General features: G+C 70.2%; 22 protein-coding genes and 1 tRNA gene. 9 read left to right on the plus strand and 14 right to left on the minus strand.

Annotated features, from left to right (window positions below):
• The first annotated feature begins 25 nt into the window (after positions 1–25).
• From ACZ7NC_RS16625 to ACZ7NC_RS16655, 7 genes are all read left to right on the plus strand, one after another.
• On the plus strand, positions 26–904 hold the full coding sequence (locus ACZ7NC_RS16625; RefSeq protein WP_471488847.1) for a DUF2797 domain-containing protein: 879 nt from the start codon (positions 26–28) through the stop codon (positions 902–904).
• A gap of 151 nt (positions 905–1,055) precedes the next feature.
• Positions 1,056–1,796 carry a response regulator transcription factor gene (locus ACZ7NC_RS16630; protein WP_041821748.1) on the plus strand — a complete coding sequence of 247 codons (741 nt, stop codon included), beginning with the start codon at positions 1,056–1,058 and terminating at the stop codon, positions 1,794–1,796.
• Entirely contained in the window at positions 1,793–3,409 is a 1,617-nt protein-coding gene (locus ACZ7NC_RS16635) for an ATP-binding protein (RefSeq protein ID WP_471488848.1), read from the plus strand. The genes ACZ7NC_RS16630 and ACZ7NC_RS16635 overlap by 4 nt, the downstream gene beginning before the upstream one ends.
• A gap of 14 nt (positions 3,410–3,423) precedes the next feature.
• Entirely contained in the window at positions 3,424–4,902 is a 1,479-nt protein-coding gene (locus tag ACZ7NC_RS16640) for a bifunctional glycosyltransferase family 2/GtrA family protein (RefSeq protein WP_471488850.1), read from the plus strand.
• Positions 4,899–7,082, plus strand: a complete 2,184-nt coding sequence (locus tag ACZ7NC_RS16645) for an ArnT family glycosyltransferase (protein ID WP_471488851.1) — start codon at positions 4,899–4,901, stop codon at positions 7,080–7,082. The genes ACZ7NC_RS16640 and ACZ7NC_RS16645 overlap by 4 nt, the downstream gene beginning before the upstream one ends.
• Before the next feature lie 120 nt (positions 7,083–7,202).
• On the plus strand, positions 7,203–8,714 hold the full coding sequence (locus ACZ7NC_RS16650; RefSeq protein ID WP_471488853.1) for an MFS transporter: 1,512 nt from the start codon (positions 7,203–7,205) through the stop codon (positions 8,712–8,714).
• A 120-nt stretch (positions 8,715–8,834) separates the two neighbouring features.
• Positions 8,835–9,602 (plus strand): TetR/AcrR family transcriptional regulator, encoded by a 768-nt coding sequence (locus tag ACZ7NC_RS16655; RefSeq protein WP_471488854.1) that lies wholly within the window; start codon positions 8,835–8,837, stop codon positions 9,600–9,602.
• Positions 9,603–9,765: 163 nt separating this feature from the next.
• Here the strand turns inward: ACZ7NC_RS16655 and ACZ7NC_RS16660 are convergent, their stop codons facing one another.
• From ACZ7NC_RS16660 to ACZ7NC_RS16670, 3 genes are read right to left on the minus strand one after another with little or no spacing between them, the layout of a single operon-like run.
• Positions 9,766–10,557 (minus strand): ABC transporter permease, encoded by a 792-nt coding sequence (locus tag ACZ7NC_RS16660; protein ID WP_471488855.1) that lies wholly within the window; start codon positions 10,555–10,557, stop codon positions 9,766–9,768.
• On the minus strand, positions 10,554–11,525 hold the full coding sequence (locus tag ACZ7NC_RS16665; RefSeq protein WP_471488856.1) for an ATP-binding cassette domain-containing protein: 972 nt from the start codon (positions 11,523–11,525) through the stop codon (positions 10,554–10,556). The genes ACZ7NC_RS16660 and ACZ7NC_RS16665 overlap by 4 nt, the downstream gene beginning before the upstream one ends.
• 27 nt (positions 11,526–11,552) lie before the next feature.
• Positions 11,553–12,221: a DUF4097 family beta strand repeat-containing protein gene (locus tag ACZ7NC_RS16670; RefSeq protein ID WP_471488858.1), complete on the minus strand. Its 669-nt coding sequence runs from the start codon at positions 12,219–12,221 to the stop codon at positions 11,553–11,555.
• 227 nt (positions 12,222–12,448) lie between these two features.
• On the opposite strand from ACZ7NC_RS16670, the gene ACZ7NC_RS16675 reads away from it, so the two are divergent.
• Entirely contained in the window at positions 12,449–13,174 is a 726-nt protein-coding gene (locus tag ACZ7NC_RS16675) for a helix-turn-helix domain-containing protein (RefSeq protein ID WP_471488859.1), read from the plus strand.
• Positions 13,175–13,177: 3 nt separating this feature from the next.
• Here ACZ7NC_RS16675 and ACZ7NC_RS16680 read toward each other — a convergent pair whose 3' ends face one another.
• The 4 genes from ACZ7NC_RS16680 to ACZ7NC_RS16695 all read right to left on the minus strand — a co-directional run bounded on the left by ACZ7NC_RS16680 (position 13,178) and on the right by ACZ7NC_RS16695 (position 17,654).
• Complete coding sequence (locus ACZ7NC_RS16680; RefSeq protein ID WP_471488860.1) at positions 13,178–13,648, minus strand: PPOX class F420-dependent oxidoreductase; 471 nt, start codon at positions 13,646–13,648, stop codon at positions 13,178–13,180.
• A 50-nt stretch (positions 13,649–13,698) separates the two neighbouring features.
• Positions 13,699–14,523, minus strand: a complete 825-nt coding sequence (locus ACZ7NC_RS16685; protein ID WP_471488861.1) for a YceI family protein — start codon at positions 14,521–14,523, stop codon at positions 13,699–13,701.
• A 100-nt stretch (positions 14,524–14,623) separates the two neighbouring features.
• Positions 14,624–17,074: an MFS transporter gene (locus tag ACZ7NC_RS16690; RefSeq protein WP_471489071.1), complete on the minus strand. Its 2,451-nt coding sequence runs from the start codon at positions 17,072–17,074 to the stop codon at positions 14,624–14,626.
• An 82-nt stretch (positions 17,075–17,156) separates the two neighbouring features.
• Positions 17,157–17,654: a MarR family winged helix-turn-helix transcriptional regulator gene (locus ACZ7NC_RS16695; RefSeq protein ID WP_471488863.1), complete on the minus strand. Its 498-nt coding sequence runs from the start codon at positions 17,652–17,654 to the stop codon at positions 17,157–17,159.
• A 206-nt stretch (positions 17,655–17,860) separates the two neighbouring features.
• On the opposite strand from ACZ7NC_RS16695, the gene ACZ7NC_RS16700 reads away from it, so the two are divergent.
• Positions 17,861–18,058, plus strand: a complete 198-nt coding sequence (locus tag ACZ7NC_RS16700) for a hypothetical protein (protein WP_471488865.1) — start codon at positions 17,861–17,863, stop codon at positions 18,056–18,058.
• A 12-nt stretch (positions 18,059–18,070) separates the two neighbouring features.
• Here ACZ7NC_RS16700 and ACZ7NC_RS16705 read toward each other — a convergent pair whose 3' ends face one another.
• The 7 genes from ACZ7NC_RS16705 to tadA form a co-directional block, all read right to left on the minus strand.
• Entirely contained in the window at positions 18,071–18,835 is a 765-nt protein-coding gene (locus ACZ7NC_RS16705; protein WP_471488867.1) for a hypothetical protein, read from the minus strand.
• A 39-nt stretch (positions 18,836–18,874) separates the two neighbouring features.
• Positions 18,875–19,786, minus strand: coding sequence for an RNA polymerase sigma factor SigF (locus ACZ7NC_RS16710; protein ID WP_471488869.1), 912 nt, complete (start codon positions 19,784–19,786; stop codon positions 18,875–18,877).
• Positions 19,787–20,054: 268 nt separating this feature from the next.
• Complete coding sequence (locus ACZ7NC_RS16715) at positions 20,055–20,909, minus strand: RNA polymerase sigma factor SigF (protein WP_471488871.1); 855 nt, start codon at positions 20,907–20,909, stop codon at positions 20,055–20,057.
• Between the two features lie 158 nt (positions 20,910–21,067).
• On the minus strand, positions 21,068–21,361 hold the full coding sequence (locus ACZ7NC_RS16720) for a Dabb family protein (protein WP_471488873.1): 294 nt from the start codon (positions 21,359–21,361) through the stop codon (positions 21,068–21,070).
• 20 nt (positions 21,362–21,381) lie between these two features.
• Positions 21,382–21,561, minus strand: coding sequence for a hypothetical protein (locus tag ACZ7NC_RS16725; protein ID WP_356575803.1), 180 nt, complete (start codon positions 21,559–21,561; stop codon positions 21,382–21,384).
• Positions 21,562–21,727: 166 nt separating this feature from the next.
• Positions 21,728–21,812 (minus strand) — tRNA-Ser (locus ACZ7NC_RS16730).
• Between the two features lie 72 nt (positions 21,813–21,884).
• Positions 21,885–22,316, minus strand: coding sequence for a tRNA adenosine(34) deaminase TadA (tadA, locus tag ACZ7NC_RS16735; RefSeq protein ID WP_471488875.1), 432 nt, complete (start codon positions 22,314–22,316; stop codon positions 21,885–21,887).
• Positions 22,317–22,348 lie beyond the last annotated feature (32 nt).

Here is a 22,348-nt window from a genome sequence, read left to right on the forward strand (position 1 = left end):
TGGCAGCCCCTAGGCTCGAAGAGCGATGGCACAGGCATGGAGATGCAAGGGGCTGCGCTGGTCGGCGGAGGGCCCCGAGCTGGCGTGGGACGGCGGTCGGCGCTCCGCGCTGACCTGGGGAAAGCGGGTGGCCTTCGGGGTCGCGGAAGGGGGAGTGCGGACATGCTTGGGAGCGCGGGGGCATACGTGTCCGGTGCGAGCGGTCGTGCCGGGGCGGAGCACGGGGGCGCGGTGCGAGGAGTGCGCGCGGCTGGACCGGGCGCACTCGGTGGCCGCCGACACGATCGCGGACGACCCGCGGCCGTACCACGTATATCTGGCCTGGTTCGGCCCCGGCATGACCAAGGTCGGCATCACCGCCCTTGAGCGCGGCTCGGCGCGGCTGCTGGAGCAGGGCGCGGTCTGCTTCACCTGGCTGGGCGCCGGACCGCTGATGGCGGCCCGGCGCACCGAGGAGTTGCTGCGGGCGGCACTGCGGGTGCCGGACCGGATTCCGTACGCCGACAAGCGCGCCGTGCGCTCCTCGCTGCCGGCGTCGACGGCGGAGCGTGCGGCCGAGGTCGAGGACCTGCACGCACGGGCGGTCGCCCTGGCGGGCTGGCCGGAGTCCCTCACCCGCGAGCCCTGCCAACCGGTCGACCACGCAGGGGCGTTCGGGCTCGCGGATCTCCCGGCCGCCGTCGGGGAAGTGGCCGAGCTTGTCGCGGGCGGGGCGGTGAGCGGGCGGTTGGTGGCGGCTGCCGGGCCTGACCTGCATGTGGAGACGAGCGGCGGGGTGGTCGTGGTCGACACGCGGTTGATGACGGGGTGGGAGCTGGTGCCGACGGCTGGCGACGGGGAACTGACGGTGCCGGTGCGGGAGTTCAGGGAGCGGGAGGTGGGTGTGCAGGACGGGTTGTTCTGAGAGGGGGGTGGTCACGGTCGGCGGGTGTGGTTGGGGCTCGCCGTCGGGCAAGGGTTTCCCAGGCGTCGCCTGAGAGCCTCCTGTGCGTTTCTCAGGAAAATCACAGGTTGCGGAAAGCGTGTTCTAAGAGCACACCGACAGGGTGTCCGCTATGACCACGACCTCGCCCCAGGGGCGCACCGAACTGCTGAGGCCGGACGGGAGCCCCGTCCGAGTGCTTGTGGTGGACGACGAGTTGTCGATCACCGAGCTGCTGTCCATGGCCCTTCGCTATGAGGGCTGGCAGATCCGCAGCGCGGGAGACGGCACCGGTGCCGTCCAGACCGCGCGCGAGTTCCGGCCCGACGCCGTCGTGCTGGACATGATGCTGCCGGACATGGACGGGCTGACCGTCCTCGGGCGGCTGCGGCGTGAGCTGCCGGACGTGCCCGTGCTGTTCCTGACCGCCAAGGACGCGGTGGAAGACCGTATCGCCGGGCTCACCGCCGGTGGCGACGACTACGTCACCAAGCCGTTCAGCCTGGAGGAGGTCGTCGCCCGGCTGCGCGGGCTCATCCGGCGTTCCGGCGCCGCCGACCGGCGGTCGGACTCCGTGCTCGTGGTCGGCGACCTGACGCTCGACGAGGACAGCCACGAGGTCTCGCGGGCCGGGGACAACATCCATCTCACCGCCACCGAGTTCGAGTTGCTGCGCTTCCTCATGCGCAATCCGCGGCGCGTCCTCAGCAAGGCCCAGATACTCGACCGGGTGTGGTCGTACGACTTCGGCGGGCAGGCCAATGTCGTCGAGCTGTACATCTCCTATCTGCGCCGGAAGATCGACGCCGGTCGCGAGCCGATGATCCACACCCGGCGTGGGGCCGGCTACCTGATCAAGCCCGCGGCGTCATGAGCGGGCGACGACGACCGCGTGCGCAGCAGCGGCAGCGGCGGGCGGGACAGCCGCGCACCCTGCGGACGCGCCTCGTCGTCGCGTCCGTGGTGCTGATCGCCGTGGTGTGTGCCGTGATCGGTACGGTGACGACGCTCGCGCTGCGGACCCATCTGTACGACCAGATGGACGACAAGCTGACCGAGGCCGTCGTCCGGGCGGCCGGCTTCGGCGGGCCTCCAGGTGATGACCTCAGCAAGGGCGCCATCGTCACCAAGGGGCGCCAGCCCTTCAACCTCGAGGACTTCGTGACGCGCGGCCCGCAGCCGTCCGGCGCGGTCATCGCCAAGGTCCAGAACGGCACCATCACCGAAGCCAAGATCGGCGAGAAGTCGGACAGCGCCACCGACGTCAGCGGGATGGCGGCCGACGACCTCAGCGAGTCCCAGACCGAGGCGCTCAACCGCGTCTCCCAGGACGGCGAGAAACACACCGTCGACCTCGGCTCCCTCGGTGAGTACCGCGTCGAGTACAGGACCGGCGACAACGGCAGCTTCTACGTCGCCATCCCCACCGAGGAATACACCAGCACCCTCAACACCCTGATGCTCATCGAAGCCAGCGTCACCGCCGCCGCCCTGGTCGCCGCCGGTATCGCCGGCACGGTGATCGTCGGCGTGGCCACCCGTCCCCTGCGCCGGGTCGCCACCACCGCCACCCGTGTCTCCGAACTCCCCCTCCACACCGGCGAGGTCAACCTCAGCGAACGTGTCCCCGAGTCCGAGACCGACCCGCACACCGAGGTCGGCCAGGTCGGTGCCGCGCTCAATCGCATGCTGGACCACGTCCACGCCGCGCTGCACTCCCGCCAGCAGAGCGAGATGCGGGTGCGGCAGTTCGTGGCCGACGCCAGTCACGAACTGCGCACACCCCTCGCCTCCATCCGCGGGTACGCCGAGCTGACCAGACGCGGCAGAGAGGAAGTCGGGCCCGACACCCGGCACGCACTCGGCCGTATCGAGTCCGAGGCCGGGCGGATGACCCTGCTCGTCGAGGACCTCCTGCTGCTAGCGCGGCTCGACGCCGGACGGCCCCTCCAGTTCGAGCAGACCGACCTCATCCCGCTCGTCGTCGACACCATCAGCGACGCGCGCGCGGCCGGCATGGACCACAACTGGCGTCTCGACCTGCCCGACGAGCCCGCGCTCGTCTCGGCGGACGCGGCACGTCTGCACCAGGTCCTCGTCAACCTGCTCGGCAACGCCCGCAACCACACCCCGCCCGGCACCACGGTCACTGCCCGTGTTCAGCGGCGGGGCCCGTGGCTGTGCGTGGACGTGGCGGACAACGGGCCGGGAATCCCGCCGGATCTGCTGCCGCACGTCTTCGAGAGGTTCGCGCGCGGCGACTCCGCGCGCTCGCGGACGACCGGTTCGACCGGCCTCGGCCTGGCAATCGTGGAGGCCGTCGCCACCGCGCACGGCGGTACCGTGACCGTCGACAGCGTGCCCGGGCGCACCATGTTCACAGTGCGTCTGCCGGCCCTGCCCGTGCCGCCGAGCCGCGAAATGAGCTGGCAACAGCACTCACAGGCACAGCACAGCGTCACCACATGGGTGGAACAGGGCGCCTGACGAAAGTCGGTTCCATGCGAACCGACTCTTCTCCCGGCACCCTGCCGGCGCGGGAGCACCTCCCGGCCGGAGACGCCGGTACGCCTGTCCTGGACGTAGTGATCCCCGTCTACAACGAGGAGAAGGACCTCCAGCCGTGTGTGCTGAGACTGCACGATCACCTCAGGCGCACCTTCCCGTACGCGTTCCGCATCACGATCGCGGACAACGCGTCGACGGACACCACCCCCCGGGTGGCGTCGCGGCTGGAGGCGGAGCTCCCGGAGGTCAGGGCCTTCCGGCTGGAGCAGAAGGGCCGCGGCCGGGCGCTGCGGACCGTCTGGTCCGCCTCGGACGCCCCGATCCTCGCCTACATGGACGTGGACCTCTCCACCGACCTCAACGCCCTGCTGCCGCTGGTGGCGCCGCTGATCTCGGGCCACTCGGATCTGGCGATCGGCTCCCGGCTCGCCCGTAGCTCGCGCGTCGTGCGCGGCCCGAAGCGGGAGTTCATCAGCCGCGCCTACAACCTCATCCTGCGCGGCTCGCTCCAGGCCCGCTTCACGGACGCGCAGTGCGGCTTCAAGGCGATACGGCGCGATGTCGCCCAGGTGCTGCTGCCGCTGGTCGAGGACACCGGCTGGTTCTTCGACACCGAGATGCTGGTGCTCGCCGAGCGCGCGGGCCTGCGTATCCACGAGGTGCCGGTGGACTGGGTCGACGACCCCGACTCCACGGTGCACATCGTGAGGACGGCGACCGACGACCTCAAGGGCGTGTGGCGGGTGGGCAAGGCCCTGGCCGGCGGCTCGCTCCCGCTGGACCGGCTCGCCCGTCCCTTCGGCGACGACCCGCGCGACCGCGAGATCGAGGACGTACCCAAGGGCCTGGCCCGCCAGCTCCTCGGCTTCTGCGTCGTCGGCGGCCTGTCCACCCTCTTCTACCTCCTCCTCTACAGCGGCTTCCGCGTCTTCACCGGCTCGCAGATCGCCAACGGGCTCGCCCTGCTGGTCTCCGCGATCGCCAACACGGCGGCCAACCGGCGGCTGACCTTCGGGGTGCGCGGCCGAAGCGGCGCCGTACGGCATCAGGCGCAGGGCCTGGTCGTCTTCGCTATCGGCCTCGCCCTGACCAGCGGCTCGCTCGCCGCCCTGAACACGGCGTCGGCCAGCCCCGCCCACTCCACCGAACTGGCGGTGCTCATCGCCGCCAACCTCGCGGCGACGGTGCTGCGTTTCCTGCTCTTCCGGGCGTGGGTGTTCCCGGACCGACGCGACGCGGAGTCGACGGTCGTCGGCTCGCGCACCCCGGTCCACGGCACGTCCGCCCCTTTCTACTCCACGACCGCAGAGCACCAGCAGCACTACGGCCCGCTCCCGCAGCGCGCCCCCCGATACCCGTACGACACCACCCAGTTCCGCGCCGGTGAAGCCGCGGACGGCACCTGGAGGGACACCACCGTGCAGCTTCAGCCGGTTCGCCCGCACGACACCGACCCGAGGGACTCCCGATGACCGTCCACTACGACCAGCAGACCCACGAGACCCTCAAGCCCCACGAGACCCACGGGACCCACGGCAGAGACACGAGCCCCGCCACCTGGGGCCCACCCCCGGCCGCCGCGCCCGGCGCCGGTGAACCCAAGCAGCCCTTCGTACGGCGGCTCTGGCGCGGCCGGCCCGAGGACCCGCGCTGGGCGCGCCCGGCCTTCCTGGGCCTGTTGCTCGCCACACTCCTCCTCTACCTCTACAACCTGAGCGCCTCCGGCTACGCCAACTCCTTCTACTCGGCGGCAGTTCAGGCCGGCAGCCAGTCCTGGAAGGCCTTCTTCGTCGGCTCGCTGGACGCGGCCAACGCCATCACCGTCGACAAGCCCCCGGCCTCCCTGTGGCCGATGGCCCTGTCCGTCCGCCTCTTCGGACTCAGCTCGTGGGCGATCCTGCTCCCCGAGGTCCTCATGGGCGTCGGCACGGTGGCCGTGGTGTACGCGGCCGTACGCCGCCGGTTCAGTCCCGCGGCCGGCCTGATCTCGGGCGCGGTGCTCGCGCTCACCCCGGTCGCGGCGCTGATGTTCCGGTTCAACAACCCGGACGCGATGCTGGCCCTGCTGATGTCCGTGGCCTGCTACTTCGTCATCCGGGGCCTGGAGGACGGCCGTACGAAGTGGCTGGTGTGGGCCGGTGCCGCGATCGGCTTCGCGTTCCTCGCCAAGACCCTCCAGGCCTTCCTGATCCTGCCGCCCCTCGCGATCGTCTACGCGGTCTGCGCGCCGGTGTCGGTGAGGAAGCGGATCGGTCAGCTCGCCGCGGGCCTCGCCGCGATCGTCGTCTCGGGCGGCTGGTGGGTCGCGATCGTCGAACTGTGGCCCGCCTCCTCCCGCCCCTACATCGGCGGCTCGCAGAACAACTCCTTCCTGGAGCTGACCTTCGGCTACAACGGCCTCGGCCGGCTCAACGGCGACGAGACCGGCAGCGTCGGCGGCGGTGGCGGTGGCGGCAACGGCGGCGGCAACTGGGGCGAGACCGGCTGGGACCGGATGTTCGGCTCCAGCATCGGCGGCCAGATCTCCTGGCTGATCCCGGCCGCGCTGATTGTGCTGGTCGCGGGCCTGGTGGCCACGCGCAAGCTCAGGCGGGCGTCGGTGACGCGCGGTTCGTTCCTGGTCTGGGGCGGCGCGCTGGTCACGACCATGCTGGTCTTCAGCTATATGCAGGGCATCTTCCACGAGTACTACACGGTGGCGCTCGCCCCGTACATCGCCCCGCTGATCGGCATGGGCGCGGCGCTGCTCTGGGAGAAGCGCGAGAAGGTGTGGGCGTCGCTGACCCTGGCGGGCGCGATGACGGCCACCGCGGTCTGGGGCTATGTCCTGCTCAACCGCTCCTCGGACTACCTCCCCTGGCTGAAGTGGCTCGTGCTGGTCGGCGGTCTGGCCGCGGCGCTGGGCCTGATCTTCGCGTCGAAACTCGGACGCCAACTGGCCATGTTCGTCGTCGGGTTGGGTCTCGTCACCGCGCTGGCCGGTCCGACGGCGTACACCCTCACCACGGTGAGCGAGGGTCACTCCGGCTCGATCGTCACCGCGGGTCCCGCGGTCGCGGGCGGCCGTGGCGGCCCCGGCGGTGGCCGTGGCATGGACGGCGGCCCCGGTGGGGGCGGCATGCCCGGCCAGAACCAGCAGGGCGGCCAGAACCAGCAGAACGGCAACGGCTTCCCCGGCGGCGGCCTGCCGGGTCAGCCGAACGGCAACGGCAACACCCAGGGCCAGGGCCAGAACCGGCAGGGCGACGGCCGGATGGGCGCCGGTGGCGGCATGGGCGGTCTGCTCAGCGGGGCCAGCGTCGGCGACGAGGCCAAGGAACTGCTGGAGAAGAACGCGAGCCACTACACCTGGGCGGCCGCGGCCATCGGCGCCCAGAACGCCGCGAGCTACCAGCTCTCCACCGGCGAGCCGGTCATGGCGATCGGTGGCTTCAACGGCACCGACCCGTCCCCGACACTGGCCGAGTTCAAGGAGTACGTGGCGGACGGGAAGATCCACTACTTCATCGCCAGTGGCAGCGGCGGCGGCATGGGCGGCAGCAGCAGCGGCGCCTCCTCGCAGATCAGCTCCTGGGCCCAGGAGAACTTCGAGTCGGTGACGGTCGACGGCACGACCTTCTACGACCTGACGCAGCCGAAGAGCGACAGCTGACGGAGGGCGGCGGGCGGTGGCCCGGGGCACGCAACGGATGCGTGCCCCGGGCCACCGCCTTTGTCGTACGGCGGGAAACTGCGTTGTACGGTGTATAGGAATTGCCTTACGGTGTACAGCATGACTGCGTCCGCGTCCCCCCAGGAGCAAGCACCGAAGGCCCCAGCGCTGCCGGCGGCCGGCGGCCATCCGCAACGCTGGCTGATCCTCGGCGTCCTCTGCCTCGCGGTGCTCACCGTGGTGCTCGACAACACCGTGCTGAACGTGGCCATCCCCTCGCTCACCCGCGAACTGGGCGCGGCCACCTCCGACATCCAGTGGATGATCAACGCCTACTCGCTGGTGCAGTCGGGTCTGCTGCTCTCGGCGGGCAGCGCGGCCGACCGCTACGGCCGTAAGAAGATGCTGGTCGCGGGCCTGGCACTGTTCGGCGCGGGCTCGCTCGTGGCCGGCCTCGCCGACTCCACGGGACAGTTGATCGCGGCGCGGGCCGGGATGGGCGTCGGCGGCGCGCTGCTGATGACCACCGTCCTGGCCGTGGCGATCCAGATCTTCACGCCGGAGGAGCAGCCGAAGGCGATCGGTATCTGGGCCGCGGTGAACTCGCTGGGCTTCGCGGCCGGACCGCTGCTCGGCGGCTTCATGCTGGACCACTTCTGGTGGGGCGCGATCTTCCTGATCAACCTGCCGGTCGCGGTGCTCGCCCTGGTGGCGGTCGTGGCGCTCGTCCCGGAGTCGAAGAACCCGCAGGGCGACCGTCCCGACCTGCTGGGCGCGGTGCTCTCCACGATCGGCATGGCCTCCCTGGTCTTCGCGATCATCTCCGGGCCCGAGCACGGCTGGACGTCCGGCCGGGTGCTGGTGACGGCGGCCGTGGCGATCGTCGTGCTGGCCGCCTTCGCGTACTGGGAGAGCCGGATCCCGTACCCCATGATCGACATGCACTTCTTCCGGAACAGGCAGTTCATGGGGGCGGTCTCGGGCGGTGTCCTCATCACCTTCGGCATGGGCGGATCGCTCTTCCTGCTCACCCAGCACATGCAGTTCGTGCTCGGCTACGAGCCCCTGGAGGCCGGCCTGCGGACGGCACCGCTCGCCCTGATGATCGTGGCGCTGAACTTCACCGGTGTGGCGGCGAAGTGGGCGGCCCGACTGGGGACCCCGCTCGCCATCGGCCTCGGCATGGCGGTCATGGCGGCCGGCCTGGCCTCCATCGCCACGGTGGCCTCCGGCGGTTACACCGGCACGCTGCTGGGGTTGGTGCTCATCGGCGCCGGTGCCGCCGTCGCCAGTCCGGCGATGTCACACGCCATCATGAGCGCGATTCCGCCGGAGAAGGCGGGCGTCGGCGGGGGTATCAACGGGACGGTGGCGGAGTTCGGCACCGGGTTGGGGGTCGCCGTGCTGGGTGCCCTGCTCAACTCGCGGTTCGCGGCGCTGATCCCGGTTGCGGCGACGTCCCTGCCGGCGGCGATGTCCTCGGCGGACGGCGAGGCGGAGAAGGGACGGATCCTGAACGCCTTCTCCTCCGGGCTGGAGACCAGTTTGCTGGTGGGGTCGTTGGCCGTGTTGCTGGGAGGGTTGGTCGCGGGAGCGTTGCTGCGGCGGGCGGAACGGGCAGAGTCCGCCTAGGAACTCGGGGCATACCGTTGGGGGCGACTGCGGGGCCGTTGTGGCTGGTCGCGCAGTTCCCCGCGCCCTGAAGGGGCGCGTTCCGTGACCGGCGTCTCGAATGTCTAGGGAAGGTGCGCCATGGCCAGGGCAGCCCGGCAGTCCGCGCGGACCAGCGTCTGGCTGGAAGGCAAGGAGCGCCGAGGTGGGCGCGGTGGAGGTCAGCCCTCGGGGCTCGACCGGGACCGGATCACCGAGGTGACCGTACGGCTGCTGGACGCCGAGGGGCTGGCCAAGTTCTCCATGCGCCGGCTGGCCGCCGAGCTGAACGTGACCGCGATGTCCGTCTACTGGTACGTCGACACCAAGGACGACCTCCTCGAACTCGCCCTCGACGCGGCCTTCGGCGAGCTCACCCTCCCCGACCCGGACACCGACGAGGACTGGCGCGACCAACTGCGCGCGCTGGCCCGGGAGTACCGGGGCCTGCTGGTGCGCCATCCCTGGCTGTCGCCCCTGATCGGCACCTACGTCAACATCGGCCCGAACAGCCTGGCCTTCTCCCGCCTGGTCCAGCGAGTCGTCCGCAGGACCGGCCTGCCCGCGCACGGCCTGGTGGCGGCCATCTCCGCCGTCTTCCAGTTCGTGTACGGCTTCGGCACGATCGAGGGCCACTTCATCGCCCGTAGCACGGCGTTCGGAATGAGCCCGGACGACTACTTCCACCACGCGATGAGCACGGTGACCCAGTCCCCGGATGCCGCCGACATCGTCCAGGATTCCGCGGAACTCATGGAGGCCCGGGGCGGCGACACCGTCGAGGAGATGTGGCAGCGGGACTTCGAGTTCGCCCTCGACCTGCTGGTGGCGGGCATCGAGGCGATGGTCGAGCGGACCGGGCACGAGTAGCGCCCTTGGACGTCGCACCCGAACGGGGCGGCGTGCTTCGACCGGATGTCGAGGCACGCCGCCCTCGGGTGGACGAGTCGCGGGAGTGACCCGCGTTGTCATGACGCCTGTTTCTAGTCGTCTGTTTCTAGTCGTCTGTTTCTGGTCGTCCGTTTCTGGTCGCCTATTTCTGGTCGTCGTTGAACCTCGCGGCCGACCAGCGGTAGCCGAGCACCGCGAGCCCCAGACACCAGCCGACGGCGATCCATCCGTTGTTGCCGATCTCGGTGCAGAGGAGCAGGCCGCGCAGCGTCTCGATGGCCGGCGTGAACGGCTGGTACTCGGCGATCGGCTGGAACCAGCCCGGCATGGCGTCCAGGGGGACGAAGGCGCTGGACAGAAGCGGCAGCAGGATCAGCGGCATCGCGCTGTTGCTCGCGGCCTCGGCGTTCGGGCTGACCAGGCCCATGCCGACCGCGATCCAGGTGAGCGCCATGGCGAAGAGCGCGAGCAGCCCGAACGCCGCGAGCCACTCCAGGACGGTGGCGTCGGTGGAGCGGAAGCCGATGGCCACGGCTACGGCGCCGACGAGCACCACGCTGACGATGGACTGCAGCACGCTGCCGATGACGTGTCCGATGATCACGGAGCCGCGGTGGATGGCCATCGTGCGGAAGCGGGCGATGATGCCCTCGGACATGTCGTTGGAGACGGAGACCGCGGTACCGATCGTGGTGCTGCCGATGGTCATCAGCAGCAGGCCCGGGACGATGTAGGCGATGTACACGGAGCGGTCCGGAGCGCCGCCGCCGATGCCCACGCTCATGGTGTCGCCGAAGATGTAGACGAAGAGCAGCAGCAGCATGATCGGGGTGAGCAGCAGGTTCAGCGTGAGGGAGGGGTAGCGGCGGGCGTGCAGCAGATTCCGCCGCAGCATGGTGGACGAGTCGCGCACGGCGAGGGACAGGGTGCTCATCGGGCGGTCTCCTTGGACTGGTTCGGCTGATGCGGGATGTCGGCGCCGCCGGTCAGGGCGAAGAAGACGTCGTCGAGGTCGGGGGTGTGCACGGACAGCTCGTCCGCCTCCACGCCGGCCGAGTCCAGCCGGTCGAGGATGGCGCGCAGTTCGCGCTGGCTGCCGTCGCTCGGGAGCCGCAGGGCGAGGGACTCGTCGTCGCGGGAGGCTTCGCGCAGGGCGGAGGCGGCACTCCGGTACGCGGCCGGGTCGGTGAAGCGGAGCTGGACGTGCCCGCCGGGGACGAGCCGCTTGAGCTCCTCGGCGCTGCCCTCGGCGACGATCCTGCCGTCGTTGAGCACCGCGATGCGGTCGGCGAGTTGGTCGGCTTCTTCCAGGTACTGGGTGGTGAGGAAGACGGTCGTGCCGCCGGACACCAGCTCGCGGATGATCTGCCACATGTTGTGCCGGGAGCGTGGGTCGAGGCCGGTGGTCGGCTCGTCGAGGAAGATGATCCGGGGGCGGCCGACGAGAGTCATGGCGATGTCCAGGCGGCGTTTCATTCCGCCGGAGTAGGTGGAGGCGGGCTTCTTCGCGGCGTCGACGAGGTCGAAGCGCTCCAGCAGGTCGGCGGTGACCTGCCGCCCTTCGCTCCGCGAGAGGTGGTTGAGGTCGGCCATGAGGAGCATGTTCTCCTCGCCGGTGATCAGGCCGTCCACGGCGGAGAACTGACCGGTGACACCGATCGCGGCACGCACCGCCTGGGGGTCGGCGGCCAGGTTGTGGCCGCCGATGTGGATGTCGCCCGTGCCGGGGTCGGCGGAGATGAGCGTGGACAGGATCTTCACGGCGGTGGTCTTGCCGGCGCCGTTCGGGCCGAGCAGGGAGAAGACCGTTCCTTCCGGGACGGCCAGGTCGACGCCGTCGAGGACGGTCTTGTCGCCGTAGGACTTGCGCAGCCCGTTCGCCGCGATGGCCAGATCGGTCATGAGGAGCGCTCCTTTTGGGGCTGCGGTTTACAGGCTGCGGGCGGTGATGTCGCCCTGGGAGGTGGTCGCCCGGATGTTCAGGCCGGCTGCGCCGTCGGTGTTCTTGAGCGCGTTGTGGATCCGGCCGTGGCCGGTGCCGGCGTTCAGGGAGGCGGAGACTCCGCGGGCGGCGCCGACCGACACGTCGCCCATCTGGGTGGTCAGCACGACCCTGCCGCGCACGGCCTCGGTGATCTGGATGTCGCCCTTCTGGGTGCTGATCTCGGCGGGGCCGCCCAGGCGGCCGACCGAGATGTCGCCGGCGAGGGTGGTGAGACGGGCGCTTTCGGTCTCGTCGAGCTTGACCGTGGCCTGCTGGCCCTCGAAGGTGACGTCGCCGAGCCGTCCCACGCCCCGGAACTCGGCGCTGGCCGCCTTCGCCTCGACGCGGGAGCCGGCGGGCAGCTGGACCGTCACCTCGATGGATCCCGAGTGGCCGAGGATGCGGTTGGTCGCCGCCGGGACCTCGATCCGCAGGACGCCGTCGCCGTAGCCGACCTCGGTCTGTTCCGCCGCCTTCACGTCGCGGCCCTTGGAGGCGTCCGCGGGGAGGATCTCGACCGTGGTGTCGGCGCGGTCGGCGGCGATGATCCGGATGCGGCCCGCGGGGATGTCGAGGACGGCGGAGACCGGGGCGGGGGTGTCGAACTTCTGCATGGTGCTCTCCTGTGCTCGCTGGTGTTTCCGACTACGGAAAAGCTACGTTGCGTTCATGAAATCGGCAACGATGCCGTTGCGCAGAATTGCAATCAGTGCAGGCAGTGGCCAAGAAATCGTTGCAATGGTTCTGCTTCTAATGCAACAACCCTCGCCTTGATCGTTGCAATGAACTAAGCGTGAAGGCTATGCTGAAGACATCAACGGAGCACCAGAGGGAGATCGCGATGCCGGGAGGCAGGCTCACCCAGCAGGAACGCCGGCAGATCGCGCTGGGGCTGGCCGACGGGCTCGCCTACGCGGAGATCGCCAGGCGTCTCGACCGCCCCACCTCGACGATCACGCGCGAGGTGATGCGCAACGGCGGCCCCACCGCCTACCGCGCCGATCTGGCCCACCACGCCACCGAACGCCGCGCCCACCGGCGCAGGCAGGCCACACCCCAAGGGCCGGAGGCGCCCGCGCAGGCCCACGGACGCGACGCCGAGGCCGTGCGCGTGTACACGGAGACGTTCACGGCCCTCTTCATGCAGCAGGGCCTTCCCAAGATGACATCCCGGGTGCTGGCCTGCCTCTACACCACCGACGCGGGTAGCCTCACCGCGTCCGAACTCGCCCAGCGCCTCCAGGTCAGCCCGGCGTCCATCTCCAAGGCGGTCACGTTCCTGGAAAACCTGGACCTCATCCGCAGGGAACGCGACGAACGCCGCCGCGACCGCTACGTCGTCGACAACGAGCTCTGGTACCAGGGGATGATCGCCGCCGCCCGGTCCCAGGCCCAGCTCGCGGAGACGGCACGCCAGGGCGTCGGCATCCTCGGCCCCGGCACCCCGGCCGCCGTCCGCCTGGAGAACATCGCCCGCTTCGTGGACTTCGTCGGCGAGAGCATGATCCGCGCCGCGGAGCAGGCCCGTGAGGTCCTGTTCACGGACGCGGGGGCGAACGAACGGTGAGCCTCAGTCCCCTTCGACCAGGCGCGCCGGGAACCCACCGGTCGCCACCGGCCCCCACTTCTCCGGCGTGATCCGAATGATCGACTTCCCCTGCTTCAGCATCGCCGCCCGGTACTCGTCCCAGTCCGGGTGCTCCCCGGCGATGTTCCGGTAGTACTCCACGAGCGGCTCCGCGGACTCCGGCGAGTCGATCACCTCGGCGGAACCGTCGATCTGCACCCACGGCCCGTTCCAGTCGTCGCTCAGCACGACCAGGCTGACCCGCTCGTCCCGCTTGGCGTTGCGCGTCTTGGCCCGCTCGGGATACGTGGAGACCACGATCCGCCCCGAGTCGTCGACCCCGCAGGTCAACGGCGAGGCCTGCGGGCTGCCGTCGGCCCGCCGGGTGAGCAGGAGGGCGCGGTGCCGGGGACGTACGAAGTCCAGCAGGTCTTCGAGCGAAACACGGGTGTTCGTCGCGATGTTCGGTGCCATGGGCGTCAGCCTAGGGGCTGGCGGGCCCTCTCAGCCTGACCCCGGCGTGGCTACCCTTGCGGCAGCGTCTCCCCCTGCACCGCCTGGATGTCCAGCTCCACCCTCAGCGTCGTACCGATCGCCGCGATCCCCGCCTGCACCACCTGGTTGTAGTTCATGGCGAAGTCGTCCCGATGCAGCTCCGTCGTCGCGCGGAACGCCGCCCGCGTCCCGCCCCACGGGTCGGCACCGGTACCGAGGTAGGCCAGGTCGAGGTCGACCGGCCGCACGACACCGTGCATGGTCAGCTCGCCCCGCACCGTCCAGCGGTCGGTGCCCGTGGCCGCCGTGAGGCCCGTCGAGCGATAGGTGATCTCGGGATACTTCTCGACGTCCAGAAAGTCCGGCGACTTCAGATGCCCGTCCCGCATGCCGTTCCCCGTGTCGATCGAGTCGGCCCGGATCACCGCCTCCACACGGGACTTGGAGATGTCGTCCGGCGCGATCTCGATGGCGCCGGAGAACTGGGTGAAACGGCCGTGCACGCTGGAGATGCCCAGGTGCTGGGCGACGGCGGCCACGCTGGAGTGCGCCGGGTCGACGGTCCACGGCCCGGGCGGCGGCAGCTCGGTGCCGCCCCGGCGGGCCAGCGTCACCGTGCCGACCTCGGCGCGGCCGCTCGCGGTGACGATCGCGCTCGCGGCGGCGGGCGCGTAGCCGACGGCGGTGACGATGACGGTGTACGCCCCCGCGGGCAGCGGATTCGCGTCCCGTACGGCCCCCTCCGCGTCCGCCTCCACCCGCAGCACCTGCGCTCCGGTCATGTCCGTCACCGTGACGACCGCGTGCGACACGGCCCAACCGTCCCGGGTACGGATCCTCGCGGTCAGTCCCATCTCACGTACTCCTCAGCCTGAAGCTCTCCAAGAAACCGGCCCGTGGTGTGCGGCGCACCTCCGCTCGGAGCGCGCCGCCACACCACGGGCCGGGGTTCGACTAATCGCCGGGGTGGGCGAGTTCGATGTCGTGGTCGTCGACGCCGCGACCGGTCACCGTCAGCGCGGTCGCCACCGGCGGGTAGCCCGTCGCGATGACCGTGTACTCACCGCCGTCCAGGTCGGTGAAGGCGTACGCCCCGTCCGGACCGGTGGTGGCGGTGCCGACGACATTGCCCGCGGCGTCGACCAGGGTGACCCGCGCGTCGGCCAGCGGCCCGTGCGGCGCCCGTACGACGCCCTGGACCTCGGCACCCGCCTCCAGATCGACCTCGATCCGGGTGACCCCGGTGCCGCCGATCTCGACGGGCAGGGCGCGCGGCCGGTATCCGGCGGCGTTCACCGCGACGGTCACGGCACCCGGCACCAGCTCGGCGAAGCTGAACTCGCCCTGCTCACCGGTGGCCGCGGTGGCCAGCAGATCCCCGCGCACGTCGGTCACGATCACCATCGCGTCCTTCACCGGCAGCGCGCTCTGCACCGTGCGGACGACACCGCTCAGCCCACTGGTGCCGCTGAGCAGGATGTCGTAGGCCACCGGGTCGTCGCCGTTCACGACGATCGTGGACGCCTGCGGCTGGAAGCCGTCGGCGGAGGCGATCAGGACGTACGAACCCGCGCCCGGCGCGTCCACCGCGTAGGAACCGTCGGCGTGTGCCACCGACCGGCCCAGCTGCCGTCCGGCCAGCGAGATCAGCGTGACGGCGGCCTGCGGCACCGGCGCGCTCTCGGCGCCCCGCACGAAGCCGCGGACCGGGACACCGCCGGCCGCACCGCCGGTCTCCTCGGGGCGGGCCACCGTGGCCACGGCGGCGAGCTTCCGGGTGGCGTCGGCAGCGGCCTCGGTAGCGGCCTCGGTCTCGGCGGAGGTGACGGCCCAGCTCGGCACCCGCTCCTCCGTGGCGGCCGGCGCGGCTGCCGCGCTCTGGGCCGGCGCCGGGTTCTCGGCCTCGGCGGCCTGCGCCAGGGCGCCCTTGGTCTTCAGCGGGACCTCCTTGATGAACAGGGCGAACAGCAGGGCGAGGAAGGCGATCGGCGCGGCGTACAGGAAGACGTCGGCGACGCCGTGGCCGTACGCGCTCTCGATGACCGTGCGCACCGGGCCGGGCAGCGCGTCGAGGTCGGGGATCTCACCGTGGCCGGACGTGCCCTGCACGCCGAGCTTGGTGAGGCCCTCCTCGGCGTAGTGCGTGATCCGGTGGCTCAGGACCGCGCCGAGCGCCGAGACGCCCATGGCACCGCCGAGGGAGCGGAAGAAGTTGACGACCGAGCTCGCGGCGCCCAGGTCGCTCGGGTCCACCTGGTTCTGCGTGGCGAGGACCAGGTTCTGCATCATCATGCCGACGCCGAGACCCAGCAGGGCCATGAAGATCGCGACGTGCCAGTACTCGGTGTCGTAGCGGATCGTGCCCAGCAGTCCGAGGCCCGCCGTCACCAGCACACCGCCGGCCAGCAGCCATGCCTTCCAACGGCCGGTGCGGGTGATGACCTGGCCGGAGACGGTCGACGAGATGAACAGGCCGACGATCATCGGGATGGTCAGGACGCCGGACATGGTCGGCGACTCGTTGCGCGCCAGCTGGAAGTACTGGCTGAAGAAGATCGTGCCCGCGAACATCGCGATGCCGACGAACAGGGAGGCCAGCGAGGCCAGGGTGATGGTGCGGTTGCGGAACAGGCGCAGCGGGATGATCGGCTCGCTCGCCCTGGACTCGACGAAGATGAAGATCAGCAGCAGCGCGAGCGCGCCGCCGGTCATCGCGTACGTCTGCCAGGACAGCCAGTCGTACTTGTCACCGGCGAAGGTGACCCAGACCAGCAGCAGGCAGACCGCGGCGGTGATGAAGAAGGCGCCCGCCCAGTCGACCTTGACCTTCCGCCGGACGACCGGCAGGTGCAGGGTGCGCTGGAGCACGATCAGGGCGATGACGGCGAAGGGCACGCCGACGTAGAAGCACCAGCGCCAGCCCAGCCAGTCGGTGTCGGTGATGACGCCGCCGATCAGCGGGCCGCCGACCATCGCGGTGGCGAAGGTGGCGCCGAGGTAGCCGTTGTACCGGCCGCGCTCACGCGGGGAGATCATCGCGGCCAGGATGATCTGCGCCAGCGACGACAGACCGCCCATGCCGATGCCCTGCACCGCACGGAACGCGATCAGCATCCCGGAGTTCTGCGACAGACCGGCGAGCGCCGAGCCGGCCACGAAGACGACGAGGGCCAGCTGTATCAGCAGCTTCTTGGAGAAGAGGTCGGCCAGCTTGCCCCACAGCGGGGTGGACGCGGTCATCGCCAGCAGCGACGCCGTGACCACCCAGGTGTAGGCGCTCTGGCCGCCGCCGAGGTCCTTGATGATGTCGGGCAGAGCGTTGGAGACGATCGTCGACGACAGGATCGCGACGAACATGCCGAGCAGCAGCCCGGTCAGCGCTTCCATGATCTGCCGGTGCGACATCGGGGCACCGTCGGCGCCTGACGAATGCTTGGCGTGCGCCCGCACACCGGCTGGTGTGGTCGTTGCCATGAAGTTCCTTTTCCTACTGGGTGATCGCGGGTGTACGGGTGGGGTGTTCGGGTTCGTGCGGCGCCGGCGGTCTGTGCGTGGACCGGCAGTCGTCGAAGCTCGCCCGCAGCCGGGTCATCAGCCCGGTGAGCTGGGCGACCTCCTCGTCGGTCCAGTCGCTCAACCGCTCGGCGAGCAACTGGGTCGTCCGCCGGGACATCTCCCGGACGCGCTCCTCGCCCGCCGGGGTGAGGCGCAGGATGCGGCTGCGCTTGTCCGCCGGGTCGGGGGAGCGCTCGATCCAGCCGCGCTCGGCGACGTGGGCGACATGGCGGCTGGTGACCGACATGTCCACGGCCAGCAGCTCGGCGAGCTTGCTCATGCGCATGTCGCCGTGGCGGCTCAGCAGTGTCAGTACGGCGGCGGAGCCGGAGGGACAGTCGGACGGCAGGATCCGCCCCATCTCCCTCTTCACGGCGCCGAAGGCGCTGAACTGACGGACCAGCTCCTCGTACTGCGCCTGCTCGGCCATCACACCTCCGTCGTTTGTTGCTTAGGGCAACCATAGAAGCACTTGGTTGCTACAGGCAAACAAATGAGGGTGTGCGCGACATAAAAACTTGGCAAAGGCAAGTGTTGCGAGCGTAAATGTGCAGGTGGGGCGGGTCCTGTGCCCCCCTGTGCAGGTACGGAGCCCCCACTTGGGCCGCACGGGCGGATTCGCTAGGGTCTCAGGCCATGGCTAACACCCAGGGCCCCCAGGGCAACCACGACCCCGCAGGCAGCACCCAGATGTTCCGTGCGTTCGTCGACGAGGGCCCGCAGGGCGGTCGGCAGCAGGCGGCCGCCTCCTCCGGTCCGCGCATCGGCCTGATCCTGGGCGTGATCGTCGCCGTGGCGATCGTGGCGGCGGTGGCCTGGCTGGCGCTCAAGTAGTCGCCGGCGGGCTCACTTCCACCGGACGGAGACGTCGCGCGTCTCGATGTGCATGCCGAGCGGCACCCGCCAGGCGTCCACACACACCGTCCAGGTCTTCTCCTTGTGTGCCCCGGCTCCGATCGGCGCCGGGAGCTCCCGCGTCGACTCGATCGTCGCCCAGTCGATGCCGAGCGCGCCGATGATGTGGGTGCCGAAGGTCACGGTGCCCGAACGCACGGCCGTACCGCCCGAGTTGTGGAAGCCGAGGGTCACCTTCTCGCACCAGCGCTCGTCCGCGGGCACCCGTTCGGGATCGCTCACGGTGAGCTTCGCGGGCGCGGGTGCCTGGGTGGGCGCGGACGTCGAGGGAGCGGGTGAACTGCCGGGCGGGGCAGCCGAGTCGGCCGGCCTGGCCGCAGGGCTGTGGGTGCCGCTCGGGGGTCGGGTGGGACTCTCCGGCTGTTCCTCTTCGCTCTCCGTTCCCTGCGAGGGTGCCGGAGCCCGACTCCCGTCCCGCCCGGAGGAGTTGCCGGAACCGCCACCCGCACTACCGGTGCTGACGCCGCCGCTCTCCGGCCCGTCGAGCGGCACCAGCGTCACCTCGCCCGTCGGCGCGACAGCCGTACCGGAGACGCGGGGCGGTCCTCCCGCCGCCCCCGTGGCGACGTAGCCGTCACCGCCCCCGCCGCCCCCGCACGCGGCGAGCATCCCGCCCAGGCAGACGACGGCCGCCGACGCGCCCATCAGGGCGCACCGACGGCCATGTGTCGAGGTCGTCCATGTCCGGCGAAGCATCGGGCCATGGTGGCTGACGCTTCGTCAAATATGAAGGGGTCAGTCGGAGATGAGCCCTTCGCGCAGCTGAGCCAGCGTCCGGGTCAGCAGCCGGGAGACATGCATCTGGGAGATGCCGACCTCCTCGCCGATCTGCGACTGGGTCATGTTGGCGAAGAAGCGCAGCATGATGATCCGGCGCTCGCGGGGCGGCAGTTTGGCCAGCAGCGGCTTGAGGGACTCGCGGTACTCGACGCCCTCGAGGGCGGTGTCCTCGTAGCCGAGCCGGTCGGCCAGGGAGCCCTCGCCGCCGTCGTCCTCCGGGGCCGGGGAGTCCAGCGAGGAGGCTGTGTAGGCGTTGCCGACCGCGAGGCCGTCGACGACGTCCTCCTCGGACACGCCGAGCACGGCGGCGAGCTCGGTCACCGTCGGGGAGCGGTCCAGCTTCTGGGAGAGCTCGTCGCTGGCCTTGGTGAGGGCCAGCCGCAGCTCCTGGAGGCGGCGCGGGACGCGCACCGACCACGACGTGTCGCGGAAGAAGCGCTTGATCTCGCCCACGACCGTCGGCATCGCGAACGTCGGGAACTCCACGCCCCGTTCGCAGTCGAAGCGGTCGATCGCCTTGATCAGGCCGATGGTGCCGACCTGGACGATGTCCTCCATCGGCTCGTTGCGCGAGCGGAACCGGGCGGCCGCGTAGCGCACGAGCGGGAGGTTGAGCTCGATCAGGGTGTCCCGGACGTAGGCACGCTCGGGGCTGTTCTCCTCCAGTGCGGCGAGCCGCAGGAACAGGGAGCGGGAAAGGGTGCGGGTGTCGAGATTCGCCGAGGCCGGCCAGGCCGGGACGTCGGCGGCCGGGAGGGCCGGTGCTTCGGCGGCCTCCAGGGCCGGTACGTCGTCGAGCGCGGCGTCGGGCGCGGACTCGCTCTTCGTGAGCGTGAGCACCTTCGAGCTGCCCTGGTCTGCGGACATGCCACCCCCTTTGGGTCGCGGGACGGTCGTGGCGAACGCTCCGATCGAGGAACGCCAGCCTTCACCTGAATACCGGAGCCGAAGCCACGGCAAACGCGCTTCCCGAAGAATGTCACATGTCGGCAACACGCTGTAGTGACATGTCGACATGTGAGACTCGAATCCGCCCTGGATAAAGGGGGTCTGACGGTATTTCGGGCCTGAACTGTCGGGATCCGCCCTGGTGAGCGATTCGCTCGCGACGGTGACCGCTCGATCCTGTATGCGGTTACGCGTCGATCCGGTTCGCCGAACGCAACCGCTGGAAGCTACGCGCGAGTAGCCTCGAAACGTGCATCTGGGATACCCCGAGTTCCGCACTGATTTGCGACTGGGTGAGGTTGCTGTAGTACCGCAGAAGCAGGATTCTCTGCTCGCGTTCGGGGAGTTGCACCAGCAGATGCCGTACGAGGTCCCGGTGCTCCACGCCGTCCAGGGCCGGGTCCTCGTAGCCGAGCCGGTCCAGCAGTCCGGGCAGCCCGTCGCCCTCCTGCGCCGCCTCCAGGGAGGTGGCGTGGTACGACCGCCCGGCCTCGATGCAGGAGAGCACCTCGTCCTCGGTGATGCGCAGCCGCTCGGCGATCTCGGCGGTCGTCGGGGTCCGCCCGAAGGCGGTGGTCAGGTCCTCGCTCGCGCTGTTGACCTGGACCCACAGCTCGTGCAGCCGACGCGGTACGTGGACCGTGCGGACGTTGTCCCGGAAGTACCGCTTGATCTCGCCGACGACCGTCGGCATCGCGAACGTCGGGAACTGCACCCCCCGGTCCGGGTCGAAGCGGTCGATGGCGTTGATGAGCCCGATGGTGCCGACCTGGATCACGTCCTCCATGGGCTCGTTGCGGGAGCGGAACCGGGCGGCCGCGTAGCGCACGAGCGGGAGGTTCGCCTCGATGAGCGCCCCGCGTACGCGGTTGTGCTCCGGCGTGCCAGGCTTCAGCTCCTTGAGCTCCCCGAAGAGCACCTGGGTGAGCGCCCGGGTGTCGGCACCGCGGCTGCGGGGCGGCGGGGACGTGGGAGGGTCCTCCTGGGTCGGGGCTTGAGGCGCAGTACTGGCCGGCACGGTCAACTCCACCTCGTGATCCATCAACTCATCCGTCAAAAGCGGTCATAGCATCACAAGACAGTTCATTGTGTTCAAGTACCGCATAATCCCGTGTTGGGGACGAAAGGGCTGCGTTAGACACGCGAAAGCCCCCCGCCGTTCCGGCGGAGGGCTTCACGGGGATCGGGGCGCCGCCCGGCTCAGAATTCGTAGTCGGCGATCACCCAGGTGGCGAACTCCCGCCACAGCGCGACGCCCGCCTGGTGCTCGGGGTGCTCCACGTACGCGCGCAGGGCGGCCGCGTCGTCGAAGGCGGAGTTGATGGCGAAGTCGTAGGCGATCGGACGGTCGCTGAGGTTCCAGCCGAGCTCCCAGTGCCGGATCTCGGGGATCTTGCCCTCCAGCGAGCGGAAGGCCTTCTCGCCCTCCACGACGCGCGGGTCGTCGCGCTCGACACCCTCGGCGAGCTTGAAGAGGACCAGGTGGCGGATCATGAGTACTCCCTAGACAGGCCCTAGCTGTCGCCTCCGTTGGCGATCCACGTCATGAAGTCGCCGATGGCCTTGGCGGCGTCCGAAATGCCCTCGAACCCTACCTGGACGTAGTCCGCCGCCTTGGCCGGGTCCGTGATGATCACATAGAGCACGAAGACCGCGAGCAGATAGACGGCGATCTTCTTGGAATTCACCGCCATCGCGGCCTCCCCTGTGGCTGCTGTGCTGTGACTGCCATGCCTGCCGTGCCGAATGAGTCGAAAGAGCCGAAAGGGGCCCGTGTTACCGGCGGTGAGTGTAACCTTCGCGCCTCACGGGAGATCAACAGCACGAAGGGCCCCGTCCTTCGACGGGGCCCTTCTTCGGCGGTAGCGGAGGGATTTGAACCCTCGGTGACTTGCGCCACACTCGCTTTCGAGGCGAGCTCCTTCGGCCGCTCGGACACGCTACCGAGGGAGACCTTACAGCACGCCTGGCCATGCTCTGAAATCGGTATTCACGGAGCTCGTACGCCGGGCTCGGCTCACCGCGCCCGAAAGAAGTCGGTGAGAATCCGGGCGCACTCCTCGGCGAGGACGCCCTCGATCACCTCGGGCCGGTGGTTGAGCCGGCGGTCGCGTACGACGTCCCAGAGCGAGCCCGCCGCGCCGGCCTTCTCGTCCCGGGCGCCGTAGACGACCCGGTCCACCCGGGACTGCACGAGCGCGCCGGCACACATGGTGCACGGCTCCAGCGTGACGACGAGTGTGCAGCCCGACAGCCGCCACTCCCCGAGCTCGGCCGCGGCCCTGCGAATCGCCAGCACCTCGGCGTGCGCGGTCGGATCGCCGGTCGCCTCGCGCTCGTTGTGCCCGGCGCCGAGCACGGTCGTACCGTCGGCGGACAGCACGACCGCGCCGACGGGGACGTCCCCGCCCCGGACGGCCAGGTGGGCCTCGTCCAGGGCGAGCCGCATCGCGGCCCGCCAGCGGTCGCGTACGGGGTCGG

The sequence above is a fragment of the Streptomyces sp. NPDC111802 genome, from assembly GCF_055634335.1.

What these genes read in the sequence shown, in the direction of transcription:
- ACZ7NC_RS16635 (WP_471488848.1), top strand. Translation starts at nt 1,793, where the DNA reads ATGAGCGGGCGACGACGACCGCGTGCGCAGCAGCGGCAGCGGCGGGCG.
- ACZ7NC_RS16705 (WP_471488867.1), bottom strand. Translation starts at nt 18,835, where the DNA reads ATGCTTCGCCGGACATGGACGACCTCGACACATGGCCGTCGGTGCGCC.
- ACZ7NC_RS16655 (WP_471488854.1), top strand. Translation starts at nt 8,835, where the DNA reads ATGGCCAGGGCAGCCCGGCAGTCCGCGCGGACCAGCGTCTGGCTGGAA.
- ACZ7NC_RS16715 (WP_471488871.1), bottom strand. Translation starts at nt 20,909, where the DNA reads ATGGATCACGAGGTGGAGTTGACCGTGCCGGCCAGTACTGCGCCTCAA.
- tadA (WP_471488875.1), bottom strand. Translation starts at nt 22,316, where the DNA reads ATGCGGCTCGCCCTGGACGAGGCCCACCTGGCCGTCCGGGGCGGGGAC.
- ACZ7NC_RS16660 (WP_471488855.1), bottom strand. Translation starts at nt 10,557, where the DNA reads ATGAGCACCCTGTCCCTCGCCGTGCGCGACTCGTCCACCATGCTGCGG.
- ACZ7NC_RS16690 (WP_471489071.1), bottom strand. Translation starts at nt 17,074, where the DNA reads ATGTCGCACCGGCAGATCATGGAAGCGCTGACCGGGCTGCTGCTCGGC.
- ACZ7NC_RS16645 (WP_471488851.1), top strand. Translation starts at nt 4,899, where the DNA reads ATGACCGTCCACTACGACCAGCAGACCCACGAGACCCTCAAGCCCCAC.
- ACZ7NC_RS16700 (WP_471488865.1), top strand. Translation starts at nt 17,861, where the DNA reads ATGGCTAACACCCAGGGCCCCCAGGGCAACCACGACCCCGCAGGCAGC.
- ACZ7NC_RS16650 (WP_471488853.1), top strand. Translation starts at nt 7,203, where the DNA reads ATGACTGCGTCCGCGTCCCCCCAGGAGCAAGCACCGAAGGCCCCAGCG.
- ACZ7NC_RS16725 (WP_356575803.1), bottom strand. Translation starts at nt 21,561, where the DNA reads ATGGCGGTGAATTCCAAGAAGATCGCCGTCTATCTGCTCGCGGTCTTC.
- ACZ7NC_RS16665 (WP_471488856.1), bottom strand. Translation starts at nt 11,525, where the DNA reads ATGACCGATCTGGCCATCGCGGCGAACGGGCTGCGCAAGTCCTACGGC.
- ACZ7NC_RS16670 (WP_471488858.1), bottom strand. Translation starts at nt 12,221, where the DNA reads ATGCAGAAGTTCGACACCCCCGCCCCGGTCTCCGCCGTCCTCGACATC.
- ACZ7NC_RS16695 (WP_471488863.1), bottom strand. Translation starts at nt 17,654, where the DNA reads ATGGCCGAGCAGGCGCAGTACGAGGAGCTGGTCCGTCAGTTCAGCGCC.
- ACZ7NC_RS16630 (WP_041821748.1), top strand. Translation starts at nt 1,056, where the DNA reads ATGACCACGACCTCGCCCCAGGGGCGCACCGAACTGCTGAGGCCGGAC.
- ACZ7NC_RS16640 (WP_471488850.1), top strand. Translation starts at nt 3,424, where the DNA reads ATGCGAACCGACTCTTCTCCCGGCACCCTGCCGGCGCGGGAGCACCTC.
- ACZ7NC_RS16720 (WP_471488873.1), bottom strand. Translation starts at nt 21,361, where the DNA reads ATGATCCGCCACCTGGTCCTCTTCAAGCTCGCCGAGGGTGTCGAGCGC.
- ACZ7NC_RS16685 (WP_471488861.1), bottom strand. Translation starts at nt 14,523, where the DNA reads ATGGGACTGACCGCGAGGATCCGTACCCGGGACGGTTGGGCCGTGTCG.
- ACZ7NC_RS16710 (WP_471488869.1), bottom strand. Translation starts at nt 19,786, where the DNA reads ATGTCCGCAGACCAGGGCAGCTCGAAGGTGCTCACGCTCACGAAGAGC.
- ACZ7NC_RS16675 (WP_471488859.1), top strand. Translation starts at nt 12,449, where the DNA reads ATGCCGGGAGGCAGGCTCACCCAGCAGGAACGCCGGCAGATCGCGCTG.
- ACZ7NC_RS16625 (WP_471488847.1), top strand. Translation starts at nt 26, where the DNA reads ATGGCACAGGCATGGAGATGCAAGGGGCTGCGCTGGTCGGCGGAGGGC.
- ACZ7NC_RS16680 (WP_471488860.1), bottom strand. Translation starts at nt 13,648, where the DNA reads ATGGCACCGAACATCGCGACGAACACCCGTGTTTCGCTCGAAGACCTG.